This window comes from Streptomyces sp. NPDC002784, assembly GCF_053592135.1.
Map to the genome: position 1 here is coordinate 386,655 of NZ_JBSFVD010000002.1, position 14,718 is coordinate 401,372.

14 protein-coding genes are annotated in these 14,718 nt (G+C 74.2%); 4 read left to right on the forward strand and 10 right to left on the reverse strand.

Annotated features, from left to right (window positions below):
* Positions 1-76: 76 nt before the first annotated feature.
* Positions 77-1,195, reverse strand: a complete 1,119-nt coding sequence (locus ACWD1Z_RS06380; RefSeq protein ID WP_451116343.1) for a glycerate kinase — start codon at positions 1,193-1,195, stop codon at positions 77-79.
* A gap of 192 nt (positions 1,196-1,387) precedes the next feature.
* Here ACWD1Z_RS06380 and ACWD1Z_RS06385 point away from each other — a divergent pair, with 192 nt between their 5' ends.
* Both ACWD1Z_RS06385 and ACWD1Z_RS06390 read left to right on the forward strand, forming a co-directional pair.
* The gene (locus ACWD1Z_RS06385; RefSeq protein ID WP_451116022.1) at positions 1,388-2,461 is read left to right on the forward strand and encodes an ADP-ribosylglycohydrolase family protein; all 1,074 of its coding nucleotides are present in this window, start codon (positions 1,388-1,390) and stop codon (positions 2,459-2,461) included.
* Between the two features lie 21 nt (positions 2,462-2,482).
* Positions 2,483-2,974: an NUDIX domain-containing protein gene (locus ACWD1Z_RS06390; protein WP_451116023.1), complete on the forward strand. Its 492-nt coding sequence runs from the start codon at positions 2,483-2,485 to the stop codon at positions 2,972-2,974.
* A 12-nt stretch (positions 2,975-2,986) separates the two neighbouring features.
* On the opposite strand, the gene ACWD1Z_RS06395 is transcribed toward ACWD1Z_RS06390, so the two are convergent.
* Positions 2,987-3,187: a type II toxin-antitoxin system VapB family antitoxin gene (locus ACWD1Z_RS06395; protein ID WP_389420727.1), complete on the reverse strand. Its 201-nt coding sequence runs from the start codon at positions 3,185-3,187 to the stop codon at positions 2,987-2,989.
* A gap of 82 nt (positions 3,188-3,269) precedes the next feature.
* Between ACWD1Z_RS06395 and ACWD1Z_RS06400 the strand changes: the two genes are divergently transcribed.
* Positions 3,270-3,989 carry an SIR2 family NAD-dependent protein deacylase gene (locus tag ACWD1Z_RS06400; protein ID WP_451116025.1) on the forward strand — a complete coding sequence of 240 codons (720 nt, stop codon included), beginning with the start codon at positions 3,270-3,272 and terminating at the stop codon, positions 3,987-3,989.
* On the opposite strand, the gene ACWD1Z_RS06405 is transcribed toward ACWD1Z_RS06400, so the two are convergent.
* Genes ACWD1Z_RS06405 through ACWD1Z_RS06415 form a run of 3 tightly spaced genes read right to left on the reverse strand, consistent with a single transcriptional unit; the run spans position 3,986 to position 7,925 of the window.
* The gene (locus ACWD1Z_RS06405) at positions 3,986-4,468 is read right to left on the reverse strand and encodes a methylated-DNA--[protein]-cysteine S-methyltransferase (protein WP_451116027.1); all 483 of its coding nucleotides are present in this window, start codon (positions 4,466-4,468) and stop codon (positions 3,986-3,988) included. The two genes, ACWD1Z_RS06400 and ACWD1Z_RS06405, sit on opposite strands and share 4 nt — an antisense overlap.
* A gap of 9 nt (positions 4,469-4,477) precedes the next feature.
* Complete coding sequence (locus ACWD1Z_RS06410) at positions 4,478-5,959, reverse strand: AlkA N-terminal domain-containing protein (RefSeq protein ID WP_451116029.1); 1,482 nt, start codon at positions 5,957-5,959, stop codon at positions 4,478-4,480.
* Between the two features lie 55 nt (positions 5,960-6,014).
* A complete protein-coding gene (locus tag ACWD1Z_RS06415) occupies positions 6,015-7,925 on the reverse strand; it encodes a heavy metal translocating P-type ATPase (protein WP_451116030.1) in 1,911 nt (636 codons plus the stop codon).
* A 56-nt stretch (positions 7,926-7,981) separates the two neighbouring features.
* On the opposite strand from ACWD1Z_RS06415, the gene ACWD1Z_RS06420 reads away from it, so the two are divergent.
* Complete coding sequence (locus ACWD1Z_RS06420) at positions 7,982-8,338, forward strand: ArsR/SmtB family transcription factor (protein WP_389420721.1); 357 nt, start codon at positions 7,982-7,984, stop codon at positions 8,336-8,338.
* Positions 8,339-8,341: 3 nt separating this feature from the next.
* Here ACWD1Z_RS06420 and ACWD1Z_RS06425 read toward each other — a convergent pair whose 3' ends face one another.
* From ACWD1Z_RS06425 to ACWD1Z_RS06445, 5 genes are all read right to left on the reverse strand, one after another.
* Positions 8,342-9,625, reverse strand: a complete 1,284-nt coding sequence (locus ACWD1Z_RS06425; RefSeq protein WP_451116033.1) for a hypothetical protein — start codon at positions 9,623-9,625, stop codon at positions 8,342-8,344.
* 239 nt (positions 9,626-9,864) lie between these two features.
* Positions 9,865-10,374 carry an O-acetyl-ADP-ribose deacetylase gene (locus ACWD1Z_RS06430; RefSeq protein ID WP_451116035.1) on the reverse strand — a complete coding sequence of 170 codons (510 nt, stop codon included), beginning with the start codon at positions 10,372-10,374 and terminating at the stop codon, positions 9,865-9,867.
* Positions 10,371-11,780, reverse strand: coding sequence for a phytoene desaturase family protein (locus tag ACWD1Z_RS06435; protein WP_451116036.1), 1,410 nt, complete (start codon positions 11,778-11,780; stop codon positions 10,371-10,373). Before ACWD1Z_RS06435 ends, ACWD1Z_RS06430 begins: the two co-directional genes overlap by 4 nt.
* A gap of 109 nt (positions 11,781-11,889) precedes the next feature.
* Entirely contained in the window at positions 11,890-12,738 is an 849-nt protein-coding gene (locus tag ACWD1Z_RS06440; protein ID WP_451116038.1) for an inositol monophosphatase family protein, read from the reverse strand.
* A gap of 140 nt (positions 12,739-12,878) precedes the next feature.
* On the reverse strand, positions 12,879-14,702 hold the full coding sequence (locus ACWD1Z_RS06445; protein ID WP_451116040.1) for a gamma-glutamyltransferase family protein: 1,824 nt from the start codon (positions 14,700-14,702) through the stop codon (positions 12,879-12,881).
* Between the last annotated feature and the right edge of the window lie 16 nt (positions 14,703-14,718).

A 14,718-nucleotide genomic window follows, 5' to 3' on the forward strand; every position in this document is an offset into this window, starting at 1 on the left:
ACGCGAAGGGCCCCGGACCGATACGGTCCGGGGCCCTTCGCGTTTCCCCGCCCGGGCGAGGAAGGCGCCGCGAGGATCAGCGCAGGAAGTCCTCGGCGATACGCGCGGCCGAGCGCTCCAGAATCGGCCCGGCCTCCGCGATGCACTTCTCGACGTCCGGCTCCAGGTCGGTCAGCGGGTACACGCGCCGGATCCCGGCCCGCCCCAGCGCCTCCGGGGGCAGGGCCAGCCGTCCGCACACCGCGACGACCTCCTTGCCGGCCGCCCGGGCCGCCGCGGCGACGCCGGCCGGGGCCTTGCCGTGCAGCGTCTGCTCGTCCAGGGAGCCCTCCCCGGTGATCACCAGCTCCGCACGCTCCAGCGCCGGCGCGAAGCCGAGGACGTCGAGCATGACCTCGATGCCGGGGCGGAACCGGGCGCCGAGGAGCAGGGCGCCGTAGCCGATGCCGCCCGCCGCGCCCGCGCCGGGGGCCGCGGCGTGCTCGGCGGCCTTGGCTCCGATCGCGCCCTCCAGCACCTTCGCGAAGTGCGCGAGGGCCGCGTCCAGGGTGGCCACGTCGTCCGGTGAGGCGCCCTTCTGCGGGCCGTAGACCGCCGGGGCGCCCGTGGGGCCGGTCAGCGGGTTGTCGACGTCGCTCGCGAGCACCAGCTCGACCGAGCCGAGCCGCGGGTCCAGGCCGGACAGGTCGGCCGAGGCCAGCTCGCCGAGGCCGCCACCACCGGGCGTCACCGGCTGGCCGTCCGCGTCCAGGAACCGCGCGCCGAGCGCGGCGAGCATCCCGGCGCCGCCGTCGGTCGTGGCGCTGCCGCCGACGCCGAAGACGAGGGTCCGGGCGCCCGCGTCCAGGGCGGCCCGCAGCAGCTCCCCGGAGCCGTACGTGGACGCCGTCAGCGGCGCGAAGACGCCCGCCGGGAGCCGCTGGAGGCCGCTGGCCTCCGCCATCTCGACGACGGCCGTGTCACCGCGCAGCGCGAACGCCGCCGTGACCTCGTCGCCGAGGGGCCCCGCGACCCGTACCTCGTGCCGCTCGAAACCGGCCGCGACCGCGGCGTCCACGGTGCCGTCGCCGCCGTCGGCCACGGGCAGCGCCTCGACCTCGACGTCGGGCACGACCTGCCGCAGCCCGGCCGTCACCCGCTCGGCGACCTGCACGGCCGTCAGCGAGCCCTTGAACTTGTCCGCGGCGATGAGCACGCGCTGTGTCACCTGTGATCCCCTTGCTCTCCGGGCCTCGCGCATGTCAAGGCCAGTCGCGCCGCTGCGACCTTAACCGCAGGACACCCTCGCCGTCATGCCCCGCCCGGTCCCTGGACGAGGTGCCCCGGAACCACAGGCCCACACCGCGCCCCGCTGTCCGTGTCCCCCGGAATCGGGTAGACCGGTCGTATGACCCCTGTGGGTATCGAGCCGGAACTCGCCGACCGCGTGCTCGGCGGCTGGCTGGGCCGGATCGCCGGCAACATGCTCGGCAAACCGGTCGAGCACGGCGACCTGTGGACGCGGGACCGGATCGACCGCTACCTGCGGCGGGCCGACGCCCTGCCGCTCACCGACTACCTGCCCGAGCCGCCGCCCGGCGAGGACGACGCCTTCGAGCTGCGCCCGGAGTGGCGCCAGTGCGTGCGCGGCCGGATCCACGGCAGCTGCCGGGACGACGACGTCGACTACGCCATCCTCGGCCTGGACCTGCTGGAGACCCACGGCTTCGGCTTCAGCACCGAGCAGGTCGGCGACCTGTGGCTGCTGCGGCTGCCGTACCTGCAGACCTTCACCGCCGAGCGGGCGGCGTACCGGAACCTCGCCAACGGGCTCAAGCCGCCGCTGACCGCCACCTACGACAACCCCTACCAGGAGTGGATCGGCGCCCTGATCCGGGCCGACATCTACGGCTGGACCTGCCCCGCGGCCCCGCGCCGGGCCGCCGGCCTGGCCCGCCGGGACGCGGTGCTGTCGCACACCGGCAACGGGGTGTACGGCGCGATGTGGGCGGCGGCGCTGGTCTCGGCGGCGTTTGCCGCGCCCACCGTCCGGCACGCGCTGACCGAGGCCCTCACCGTGATCCCGGCGAGCAGCCGCCTCGCGCGCACCGTGCGCCGGGTGATCTCCCTGCACGACACCCGGATGACCTGGGAGGACACGCTCACCACGGTCGCCGAGGAGACCGCGGGGCTCGGCTGGATCCACACCGTCCCGAACGCCGCCGTCCTCACCGCCGGGCTCCTGTACGGCGACGGCGACTTCACCCGCACCATCACGCTGACGGTCCGGGGCGGTCTGGACACCGACTCCAACGGGGCGACCGCGGGCTCGGTGGCCGGGGTGCTGACGGGCGCGGAGGCGATCCCGGCGCAGTGGCGGGACCCGCTGGAGGACACGGTGCGCAGCGCGGTGTTCGGCTTCGACGGGGTGCGGATCAGCGAGCTGGCCGAGCGGACCCTGCGGCTGGCCGGGAGCGAGTGAGGCGGTGGTTACCCTTCCAGGGTGACCACTCAGGACTTCGCCACGTACATCGCGGGGCTGCCCCGCGTCCTCGCCGGTGCCGCCGCCCTGCTCCGGGACGCGCAGGGGCGGGTGCTGCTCGTCGAGCCCAACTACCGGGCGGGCTGGGCGCTTCCGGGCGGTACGGTCGAGTCCGACGACGGTGAGACCCCGCGCCAGGGCGCGCGCCGGGAGACGGCCGAGGAGATCGGCCTCGACGTGCCGCTCGGCCCGCTGCTCGCGGTGGACTGGGTGCACGGCACGGGCCGGCCGCCGCTGGTCGCCTATCTGTACGACGGTGGTGTCCTCGGCGAGGACGACTTCAAGGCGATCCGGCTCCAGGAGGAGGAGCTGCTGTCCTGGCGTCTGGTCCCGCGCGAGGAGCTCACCGGGTATCTGCCGGGCGCCCTGGGCCGCCGGGTGCTGGCCGCGCTGGACGTCCTCGCGGACGGCGGGGGCACGGCGGAGCTGGAGAACGGGCACCGGGCCGGCTGAGCCGGGCCCGGGTCAGCCCTCGACGTCCCGGGGCCGGGCGTCGACCTCGCGCAGCGCGTCGTCGCGTTCGGCGAGGCGGGCCTCGGTGCGGTGACCGCGCGCGATGTAGTCGCGGACGACGAGTTCGACGGCGTCCTGGGGGCTGCCTACGCCCGCCAGGACCATGGCTTCGACGACGAGTTCGGCGTCGAGCGAGACGGTGACCTTGGCCATGCGCGGACGCTACCACTGTCGGCGGCCCGGTGGCCCGAATATCCGTTCGCCGGGCTCCGGCCCCCGGCCTACCCTCGGTGCCATGGCCAAGCCCCTCGTCGCCCTCCTCACCGGCGCCGGTATCAGCACGGACTCCGGGATCCCGGACTACCGCGGGCCGAACGGACTGTGGCGGCGCGATCCGGACGCCGAGAAGCTCGTGACGTACGCGTACTACATGGGCGACCCGGAGATCCGCCGGCGCTCCTGGCAGATGCGGCGCGAGAACGGCACGCTGCGGGCGGAGCCGAACGCCGCGCACCACGCGGTCGCCGAGCTGGAGCGGTCCGGGGTGCCGGTCAGGGTGATCACGCAGAACGTGGACGGGCTGCACCAGCTCGCCGGGATGCCCGCGCGCAAGGTGCTCGAACTGCACGGTTCCGCGCGCGGTGTGGTGTGCACCGGGTGCCATGCCCGCGGGCCGATGGAGGACGCCCTGGCCCGGGTCGAGGCCGGTGAGGAGGATCCGCCGTGCCTGACGTGCGGGGGGATCCTGAAGTCGGCCACGGTGATGTTCGGCGAGCGGCTCGACCCGGTGGTGCTGGGCGAGGCGGTCTCGATCGCCAAGGCCTGCCAGGTGTTCATCGCGGTCGGCAGCAGCCTCCAGGTGCAGCCCGCGGCGGGCCTCGCCGGGGTCGCCGCCGACCACGGGGCACGGCTCGTCATCGTGAACGCCGAGCCGACCCCGTACGACGCACGCGCCGACGAGGTGATCCGGGAGCCGATCGGCACCGCGCTGCCGGAACTGCTGCGCGGGCTCTAGAACAGGGCCGCGCCGCTCTCGAAGCCGAGCAGTTGCTCCTTGCGGGCCAGGCCGCCGCCGTAGCCGGTGAGGCTGCCGTTGGCTCCCACGACCCGGTGGCAGGGGATGATGATGCCGATCGGGTTCCTGCCGTTGGCGAGTCCGACCGCGCGGGAGGCGGCGGGGTTGCCGAGGGCGTCGGCCAGTTGGCCGTAGGAGCGCGTCTCGCCGTAGGGGATCGTGCGGAGCTGGTCCCAGACGCGGCGCTGGAACGGGGTTCCCTTCAGGCGCAGTTCGAGGGTGAACTCCTTCAGCTCGCCCGCGAAATAGGCCGCCAGCTGCTCCCGCGCGGCATGGAGCGCGGTGTCGTCGCGGTGGCCGAAGGTCTCTTCCGGTGGTCGGTGGCGCTGCTCGGTCATGTAGAGGCCGCACAGGACGCCGTCGTCGGCGACCAGGGTGAGGGGGCCGTAGGGGCTGTCGATCATGGTGTGCTGGTACATGGAACGTCCTTAGACCGGGAGGAAGTTGATCGGGTGGCTGTCGGTCGCCCACAGGTACTGGACGGCGTACGCCCGCCAGGGCCGCCAGGCGGCGGCGCGTGCGGTGAGGGCGGCGGGGGTGGAGGGCAGGCCCAACTCGCCTGCCGCGCGGCGGATTCCGAGGTCGGTGGGGAGGAAGGCGTCGGGGTCGCCGAGGGCGCGCATCGCGATGACGTCGACCGTCCAGGGGCCGAAGCCGGGCAGGGCGAGCAGCCGGGCGCGGGCCTCGTCCCAGTCGCTCTCCACTCCCAGGTGGAGTGATCCGTCGGCGAGTTGGCCCACGAGGGTGGTGAGCGTCGCACGGCGGGTGCGCGGCATCGCCAGGGACTCCGGGTCCACCGCCGCCAGCGCCTCGGGCGTGGGGAAGAGGTGGGTGAGGCCGCCCTCGGGGTCGTCGACCGGTTCGCCGTGCGCGGTGACCAGCCGGGCCGCGTGGGTGCGGGCGGCGGCGGTGGAGACCTGCTGGCCGAGGACCGCCCGGACGGCGAACTCCGCCTCGTCGACCGTGCGCGGGACGCGCCGTCCGGGCGCCTTGGCGACCAGCGGCGCGAGCAGGTCGTCCGTGCTGAGCCGCTCGTCGACGGCGACCGGATCGGCGTCCAGGTCGAGCATGCGGCGGCAGCGGCTGATGGCGACGGGCAGGTCGCGCAGATCGCTGAGGGTGAGGCGGCAGCCGATGTGGTCGGGCTTCGGGGTGAGGGAGACGATGCCGTGGCCGTAGGGCAGGCGCAGGGTGCGCCGGTAGGCGCCGTCGCGCCACTCCTCCACGCCCGGTACGGCGGTCGCGGCGAGGTGGCCGAAGAGGTTGTCGGGGTTGAGAGGCGCGCGGAACGGCAGCCGGAGGCCGAGGACGCCCGGGGTGCGGCCCGGGGTGCTGCGGGGTGCGCGGGCGCGCAGGTCGCTCGGGGCGAGGGCGAAGACCTCGCGCACGGTGTCGTTGAACGTACGGATCGAGGAGAACCCGGCGGCGAAGGCGATCTGCGCCATCGGCAGCGGCGTCGTCTCGATCAACAGGCGGGCGGTCTGGGCGCGTTGGGCGCGGGCCAGGGCGAGGGGGCCGGCGCCCAGTTCGGCGAGGAGCTGGCGTTCGACCTGCCGGGTGCTGTAGCCGAGCCGGGCGGCGAGGCCGGGCACGCCCTCGCGGTCCACCACGCCGTCGGCGATCAGCCGCATGGCGCGGGCCACCAGGTCGGCGCGCCGGTTCCACTCCGGGGAGCCGGGGCTGGCGTCCGGGCGGCACCTCTTGCAGGCCCGGAAGCCGGCCTGCTGACAGGCGGCCGCGCTCGGGTGGAACACCATGTTCCCCGGCTTGGGCGCGACCACCGGACAGCTGGGCCGGCAGTAGATGCCGGTGGTCAGGACCGCGGTGTAGAACCATCCGTCGAAGCGCGCGTCCTTGGCCTGGACGGCCCGTACGCAGTGCTCGGTCTGGGTGTGCATCCCCTTCTGCATGCGTCCAGCATCGAGCACGCGCCGGGGGAAGGCTGGCGAGAATCCGACATCAACCTCAGCGGTCCTGGGTCCATGCCGATTCACGCAGAAGCCGCAGTCCGTTGAGGCCGACCAGCACGGTCGAGCCCTCGTGGCCCGCCACGCCGAGCGGCAGCGGAAGGTGTCCGATCAGGTCCCACAGGACCAGGCCGGTGATGAAGACCCCCGCGATGACCAGGTTCTGCACCACCAGCCGGCGGGCGGCCCGGGACAGCCGTACCACCGCGGGCACGGTCGTCAGCTCGTCGCGCACGATCACCGCGTCCGCGGTCTCCAGGGCCAGGTCGGAGCCCGCGCGGCCCATGGCGATGCCGGAGTGGGCGGCGGCGAGGGCGGGGGCGTCGTTGACGCCGTCGCCGACGAAGAGCACCTTGCGGCCCCGCTGCTGCAGGTCGCGTACGGCGTCGACCTTGTCCTCGGGGAGCAGTCCCGCACGGACGTCGGTGAGGCCGGTGGCCTCGGCGACCCGGGCGGCGGCGCCGGCGTGGTCGCCGGTGAGCAGGACGGGGGCGGTGCCGGTCAGGGCGGTGAGGGCGGCCGTGGTGGCGGGGGCCTCGGCGCGCAGGCGGTCGGTGAGGGCGAGGGTGCCGACCGGCGTGCCGTCGCGGTGCACCTGGACGACGGTGGCGTCGCTGTCGGCCTCGGCGCGGCCCACGCTCACCCGGCGCCCGTCGACGGTGGCGGTGACGCCCTGTCCGGGGATCGCGCTGAAGTCCTCGGCGGGCGCGAGGGCGAGGCCCCGGCCGCGGGCGGCGGCGACGATCGCGCGGGCCAGCGGATGTTCGCTGGGGTGTTCGGCGGAGGCGGCGAGCGCGAGCAGGGCGTCCTCGTCCAGGCCGGAATCCGGCAGCGGACGGACGCCGGTCACCTCGGGGGCGCCCTCGGTGAGGGTGCCGGTCTTGTCGAGGGCGGTGGTGTCGATCTCGCCGAGGCGTTCCATGGCGACGGCCGACTTGACCAGGACGCCGTGCCGGCCCGCGTTGGCGATGGCGGACAGCAACGGCGGCATGGTCGCCAGGACCACCGCGCACGGCGAGGCGACGATCATGAAGGTCATCGCGCGCAGCAGGGCGTCGGTGAGTTCGGCGCCGAGGGCGAGGGGGACGCCGAAGACCGCGAGGGTGGCGATCACGATGCCCACGGCATAGCGCTGCTCGATCTTCTCGATGAACAGCTGGGTCGGCGCCTTGGTGCGGGACGCCTCCTCGACGAGGGTGACGATCCGGGCGATCACCGAGTCGGCGGGGTCGCGGTCGACCCGGACGCGCAGGGCGCCGGCGCCGTTGAGGGTGCCCGCGAAGACGTCGTCGCCGGGGCGCTTGAGGACCGGGAGGGGCTCGCCGGTGATGGTGGCCTCGTCGGCCTCGCTGGTGCCGTCGAGGACCCGGCCGTCGGCGCCGATGCGTTCGCCGGGGCGGATCAACAGCACGTCACCGACGCCGAGTTCGACGGTCGGTACGGTCTCCTCGCCCGCCTCGGTGACCCGGGTCGCGGTGGTGGGCGCGAGGTCGAGCAGGCCGCGCACGGAGTCGGCGGTGCGGGCGGTGGCCAGGGCTTCCAGGGCGCCGGAGGTGGCGAAGATGACGATCAGCAGGGCGCCGTCGAGGACCTGCCCGATCGCGGCGGCGCCGAGTGCCGCGACGATCATCAGCAGATCGACGTCCAGGGTCTTCTCGCGCAGCGCTCGCAGCCCTTCGAGCGCGGGCTCCCAGCCGCCGGTGAGGTAGGCGACGGCGTACAGCGGGCCGTAGGCCCAGGCGGGGGCGCCGGTCAGGTCGAGGGCGAGGCCGAGCAGGAAGGCGACGGTCGCGGCGAGCGCCCAGCGGGCCTCGGGCAGGGCGAGGATCCGGGTACGGCGGCGGGGGGCCGCCGGGGCGGGTGCGGGGGCGTGGGTGGGGGCGAGTGCGGTGGACACGCGGGCCACCATACAGGAACACATGAAGACTCATTCATCTGTTCATGTGTGGTGGGTAGGATACGCCCATGGGTCATGGAGCCGTCACCACCACCGCGGATGAGCGCGTACGCCTGGACGCGGACAATGTCGCGAAGGTGGCGACCACCCTCCAGGCCCTGTCCACCCCCTCCCGCCTGCTGATCCTCGCGCGGCTGCGCGAAGGACCGCTGCCGGCCACCGAGTTGGCCGCGGAGGTGGGCATGGAGCAGTCCGCCTGCTCGCACCAGCTGCGGCTGCTGCGCAATCTGGGCCTGGTGGTGGGTGAGCGGCGCGGCCGGTCGGTCGTGTACGCGCTGCACGACCACCATGTCGCCGAACTCCTCGACCAGGCCGTCTATCACGTGGAGCATCTGCGGCTGGGGATCAGTGACGCCACGGAGTGAGGGTTACGCGGTGACCTCGTCCTCGGCCACGAAGTCGACGATCGCGAGCGCGAGGAGCAGGGTGAGAGCCAGGCCGACGACGACCCAGCCGGTCGGATAGGGCCACAGCACGAACGTCAGGACCGCCGCGGCCACCAGCAGCCAGGAGATCCAGGCGCGGTAGCGGTGGGTGAAAGGTCCCACTGGTCCGGTGCGCAGGCCCGCCCGGTCGGCCGTCGAGCGCACGGCGCCGATGCCCGCGTGCCACATCTGCCGTACGAATCCTGCCCGGCGGCCGGGTCCGGTGAGCCAGGCGGCGAGGGCGACGACCACACCGAGGGCGAGCGCCACGCGGATGCCGGTGCGCAGGAAGCGGACCATGGTGTTGTACACGGCCTCGGCGGCGGGCTGCGAGATGCCGGAGGGCAGGGCGTCGAGATACACGATGCGGAAGACGGTCAGGGCGATGCCGAGCAGGCCGGCCGCGAAGGCGAAGCCGAGCGCGCCCGCGATCAGGGCCCGGCGGCGGTGCGTGGCCAGCAGGACCCCGCCCGCGATCAGCAGCACGGAGACGATCGGGAGCCAGAATCCGGTGAGCTGCAGCAGCCGGAACCCGGTACGGGCCTGGCCGATGTCCTCCGACTTGATGACCGTGAAGTCGGTGTGGATCTCGGGGATCTTCCCCGCGACCGTCAAGCCGTCGTCGACGAGACGCTTCTTGACCTCTGCGACGACCGGACCGAGGTCGATGGTCACCGCGTCGCCCTCCACCTTCACCGCGCCGCCGCCCTCGCCGGTCAGCGCCTTGACGACGGCCTTGTGGACCCGGCGGTTGGCCTCGGCCCAGATGCGGTCGAAGGTGTCCGAGGCGATGACCGCCTGTGCCTTGTCGTGCACGAAGCTGCGGACCGCGTTCTCCAGCGAACCGCCCAGCTGTCCCAGGGCCTTCTCCACCAGCGGCCGGTCCGCGGCCGGGGTCTGCGACAGCAGCGCCTTCAGGTCGAGATGGGCCATCACGGCATCGCTGACCCGCCCCGCCACGGCGTTCTGGATGTCCCGGTCACGCGCGAGGGGTTCGACCGTGTCGACGTAGCGGTCGCTGTCCCGCGTGATGTCGGCGGTCCACGCCGCGAGGGCGCCCAGCGGGGTGAGGATGCAGCCCAGGACGATGAGCAGGGCGGCGAGCAGCGACTTGACGCGGTGCCGTCGCGGACGCACGGCGCGCTCGGCCTCCAGCGCTTCGACTCGGGCCCGCAGCCGCTCCAGCTCCGCCTGAGGCCCTCTCGGCAGCTCCCCGTCACCTGCCATACCGGTCTCCCTCCTGTGCCCTGGGGTCAGCAGACCCCGGGGGCGGGAGGGCGGCGACCGTGACGGGCCGTCCGGGTGAGGCTGGGGGGTGGGGCCGGGGGCGGCCCGGTCATACCGGCTGGACTCGGGCTGCCTGTTCCGGGTCGGCGTTGATCGCGCGGTGGGCCCGGAAGGCCAGGGTGTCAGCCCGGCGCAGGCCTTCCAGAGGGTGGGCGCCGTGCTCCGGGAGGGTCAGGTGGTCAGGGGAGTTGGGCGGTGAACGTCTCGTAGGCCCGTTCGTCGAACAGGACGAACGTCACCTCCTCGACCTCCGTCGGCGTCGTCCGGACCGTCTCGACCGCGATCCGGGCCGCGTCCGCCATGGGCCAGCGGTAGACGCCGGTGGAGATGGCCGGGAAGGCGACGGTGCGGGCGCCCAGTTCGTCGGCCACGGCCAGGGATGCGCGGTAGCAGGAGGCGAGGAGGTCGGAGCGGTCCTCCGTGGGGCTGAAGACGGGGCCGACGGTGTGGATCACCCAGCGGGCGTCCAGGTCCCCGGCCGTGGTGGCGACCGCCCGGCCCGTGGGCAGGCCCCTGCCGTACCGGGAGGCGCGCAGCTTGCGGCACTCCTCCAGGATCGCCGGTCCGCCCCGGCGGTGGATCGCGCCGTCCACTCCGCCCCCGCCGAGCAGGGAGGAGTTGGCGGCGTTGACGATCGCGTCGGCGCTCTGGCGGGTGATGTCGCCCTGGACCAGCGTGAGGGTGGTCATGTCTGCCTCAGCCTCCTCCAGACGGCCTTCGCCGCGTTGTGTCCCGACATCCCGTGCACCCCGGGTCCGGGCGGGGTGGCGGAGGAGCAGATGAAGACCGCCGGATGCGGAGTGCCGTAGGGGAACAGGGAGATCTTGGGCCGCAGCACGAGCTGGAGTCCGGAGGCCGCGCCGGAACCGATGTCACCGCCCACGTAGTTGGCGTTGCGAGCGGCGAGCTCGGGCGGCCCTGCGGTGGCGCGGGCGAGGACGCGGTCGCGGAAGCCCGGGGCGTAACGCTCCAGTTGGCGTTCCATCGCGTCCGTGAGGTCGCCGGTCCAGCCGTTGGGCACATGGGCGTACGCCCAGAACACCTGCTTGCCCTCCGGGGCCCGGCTCGGGTCGACGACGCTCGGCTGGGCCGTGATCATGAACGGCCGGTCGGGCGCCCGGCCCTCCCGGGAGGCGGCGCGCAGCGCGGCGCCGATCTCCGCGCTGTCGGCCCCGATCTGCACGGTCCCCGCGCGGCGGGCCTCCGGCGCGGTCCACGGGACCGGTCCGTCCAGCGCGTAGTCGATCTTGAAGACGCCCGCGCCGTACCGGTAGGTGTCGTAGTAGCGGCCGAGCCCGGCGATCCGAGCCAGGGCGGTGGGTGAGGTGTCGAAGACGTACGCGCGCGCGGGCGGCAGGTCGTCGAGCCGCTTGACCTCGTAGTCGGTGTGGATCGCGCCGCCGAGGTCGCGCAGATACGCGGCCAGCGCGTCCGAGATCGCCTGGGAGCCGCCCCGGGCCACCGGCCAGCCGCGGGCGTGCGCGGCCAGCGCGAAGACCAGGCCCACGGCGCTGGTGGCGAAGCCGTTCAGCGGGGCCATCACATGGGCCACCAGACCGGCGAACAGGGTCTTGGCGCGCTCCCCGTGGAAGCGGCGGGTCTGCCAGGTCGAGGGCGGCAGGCCCGCGAGGCCGAAGCGGGCGAGCGTGACCGGATCGCGGGGCAGCGCGGTCAGCGGCAGGGACATGAAGTCCCGGAGCAGGGTGTCCCAGCGCGGCAGGAACGGCTGGACCAGCCTGCGGTACGCCCCCGCGTCCCGCGCGCCGAACGAGGCGGCCGTCTCCCCGACCGAGCGGGAGAGCACGGCGGCGGTGCCGTCGGGGAACGGGTGCGCCATCGGCAGGTCGGCGTCCAGCCACCGCAGGCCGTACCGCTCCAGGGGAAGGGCCCGGAACGCCGGGGAGTTGGCGCCGAGCGGATGCACCGCCGAGCACGGGTCGTGGCGGAACCCGGGGAGGGTGAGTTCCTCGGTGCGGGCTCCCCCGCCGACGGTGTCACGCGCCTCGAACAGGGCGACGGAAAACCCGCGGCGGGCCAGCTCCACGGCAGCGGTCAGTCCGTTCGGCCCCGCACCCACCACTACCGCGTCGAGCATCGACGGCACCTTCGGACTCCTTCGTCAGCCGATGGCCATGCGAGGTCAGGATATGCCGGGCCCGCCCACGGGCAGGGCCGGGCCCTATCGGATCGCGCCGCTCGGTGGGTCAGGGCGCCGCTCGCCCCAGAAGCTCCCGCACCCGCCTCGCCGTGGCCGCGTCCCGCGCCGCCGTGAACGGCAGGGCGTTGCCGCCGGTGATGCGGAACGGCTCGCCGGTCAGGGTGAGATGGGCGCCGCCCGCCTCCTCCACGAGCAGCAGGCCCGCCGCGTGGTCCCAGGCCGCTTCCCAGCTGAACGCGACCGCGTCCGACTCGCCCCGCGCGACGGCCAGGTACTCCAGGCCCGCCGAGCCGCAGGCACGCGGCGCCACACCCTCGCTCCACAGGCCGAGCAGGGCCTGCTTCTGCTCGTCGGTGGTGTAGTCCGGGTGGGACGTCGCCACCCGCAGGTCGCGGCCCGCCTCCGGCGCACCGGAGTGCAGCCGCTCGCCGTCGAGCCAGGCGCCCCGGCCGCGTATCGCGGTGGCCAGCTGGTCGCGGGCCGGCGCGTAGGTCCAGGAGGCGAGCAGCTCGCCGCCCTGGGCCAGCGCGACGAGGGTGCAGAATCCGGGGTCGCCGTGGACGAACTGGCGGGTGCCGTCGACGGGGTCGACGATCCAGACGGGCGCCTCGCCCTGTATCGCCGCGTAGGTCGCGGGGTTGGCGTGCACCGCCTCCTCGCCGACCACGACGGAGCCGGGCAACAGCGCGCCGAGCGCTTCGGTGAGGTACTGCTCGGCCCTGCGGTCGGCGTCCGTCACCAGGTCGTGCGGTCCGCTCTTCTGGTCGACTTCGTGCGCGGCGAGCTTCCGCCAGCGCGGCACTATCTCCCGGGCGGCGGCCTGGCGGACTGCTTCCTCCACGTCAGAGGCGTGCCGAGCGAGAAACTCGTCGATGGTTTCCGTGTCTACGATCATGTCTCCATGAGAGCACGCCCCACTGACAATCCCCGCCCCGCCAGTAAAAACCGGGTGGAATCAGCGTGAACAGGCAGATTCACACCGGGCATCCCGAATCGGCGTGAATACGTCGGTTGATGCCGGGCCTCCCCCGGCCGTCACCGTCCCACGGCGTACCCCTGCATCCCCCGCGGATTGGCCGCCGCCGACAGCACCCCCGTGTACGGATCCCGTGCGACCGCGCACAGCCGCCCCTCCGACCAGGGGTCGCCGACCGTCACCCGGTGCCCCCGCCCGAGCAGGTCCTCGATCACGTCAGCGGCCATGCGTGACTCGACGGTCACGCTGCCCGGCCGCATCCCGCGCGGGAAGAAGGAGCCGGGGAAGCTGTCGTTGTGCCAGTTCGGGGCGTCGATCGCGCCCTGGAGGTCGAGGCCGCCGCGCACCGGCCCGCGCAGCGCCACCGCCAGGAAGAAGTGCAGCTGCCACTGGTCCTGCTGATCGCCGCCGGGCGTGCCGAAGGCCAGGACCGGCTCCCCGTCGCGCAGGGCGAGCGAGGGCGAGAGCGTGGTGCGCGGGCGCCGCCCCGGGGTCAGCGAGGCGGGCAGCCCCTCCTCCAGCCAGGTCATCTGGAGCCGGCTGCCGAGCGGGAAGCCCAGTTCGGGCACGACGGGGTTGGACTGGAGCCAGCCGCCGCTGGGCGTGGCCGAGACCATGTTGCCCCAGCGGTCGACGACGTCCAGGTGGCAGGTGTCGCCCCGGGTGGCCCCGTCCCCGCCCACCTGGGGCTCGCCGGGCACGGGTGAGGCCGGGTGCCGGGCGACCGTGGGCTCACCGGCGCCGGGTGCCGGGAGGGAGGCGTCGTCGAGCACCACGCGCGCGTGCGCCGACAGCCTGGGCTGCCGCCCGCCGGGGCTGCCGGGCCGCAGCTCGTGGGAGGCGCCGGTGCCCACGAGCGTCCGCCGGTGCGCGTTGTACCGCGCGGACAGCAGCTCCCCGACCGGTACCTCGCCCGCGTCCCCGTACCAGGCCTCCCGGTCGGCCATGGCGAGCTTGCAGCCCTCGATCAGCAGGTGGACGTAGCCGGCGGAGCCGTAGGGCGGCAGCTCGGCGGGGAGCAGCGCGAGCTGCTGGAGCAGCACCGGGCCCTGGCTCCAGGGGCCGGGCTTGCACAGCGTCCAGCCGTTCCAGTCGTACGTCACCGGTGCCTCGTACGTCGCGGACCAGCCGGCCAGGTCGTCGGCGGTGAGGGTGCCGGTTTGGCGCTCGCCGCTGGTGTCCAGGGTGGGCCGCCGGGCCTGCCGGACGAGCGCCTCGGCGATGAATCCGGTGCGCCACACCTGGCGGGCCGCCTCGATCCGCGCCTCCCGGTCGCCGGCCCCTTCCACCTCGGCGAGCAGCCGCTTCCAGGTGGCGGCGAGGGCGGGGTTGCGGAACAGCCGTCCGGGGCGCGGCGGCGTGCCGTCCGGCAGGTACACCCGCGCCGACGACGTCCACTCCGTCTCGAACAGCTCCCGTACGGCCTCGACGGTGGCGCCGACGTTCTCCACGGGCGCGTGTCCGTGTTCGGCGTATCCGACGGCGTACTTGAGCACGTCGGCGAGGGACTTGGTGCCGTGGTCGCGCAGGAGGAGCATCCAGGCGTCGAAGGCGCCGGGCACCGCGGCGGCGAGCGGGCCGGTGCCCGGGACCAGGTCCAGGCCGAGTCCCCGGTAGTGCGCGACGGTCGCGCCGGCCGGGGTGACGCCCTGGCCGCACAGCACCCGTACCTCGCCGCCCGCCGGGGCGAGCAGGATCGGGACCTCGCCGGCCGGGCCGTTCAGGTGCGGCTCGACGACGTGCAGGACGAACGCCCCCGCCACGGCGGCGTCGTAGGCGTTGCCGCCGTCCTCCAGCACCGCCATGGCCGACTGGGAGGCCAGCCAGTGGGTGGAGGACACCATGCCGAAGGTGCCCTGGAGCGTGGGGCGGGAGGTGAACACGGACGGGCTCCTCACT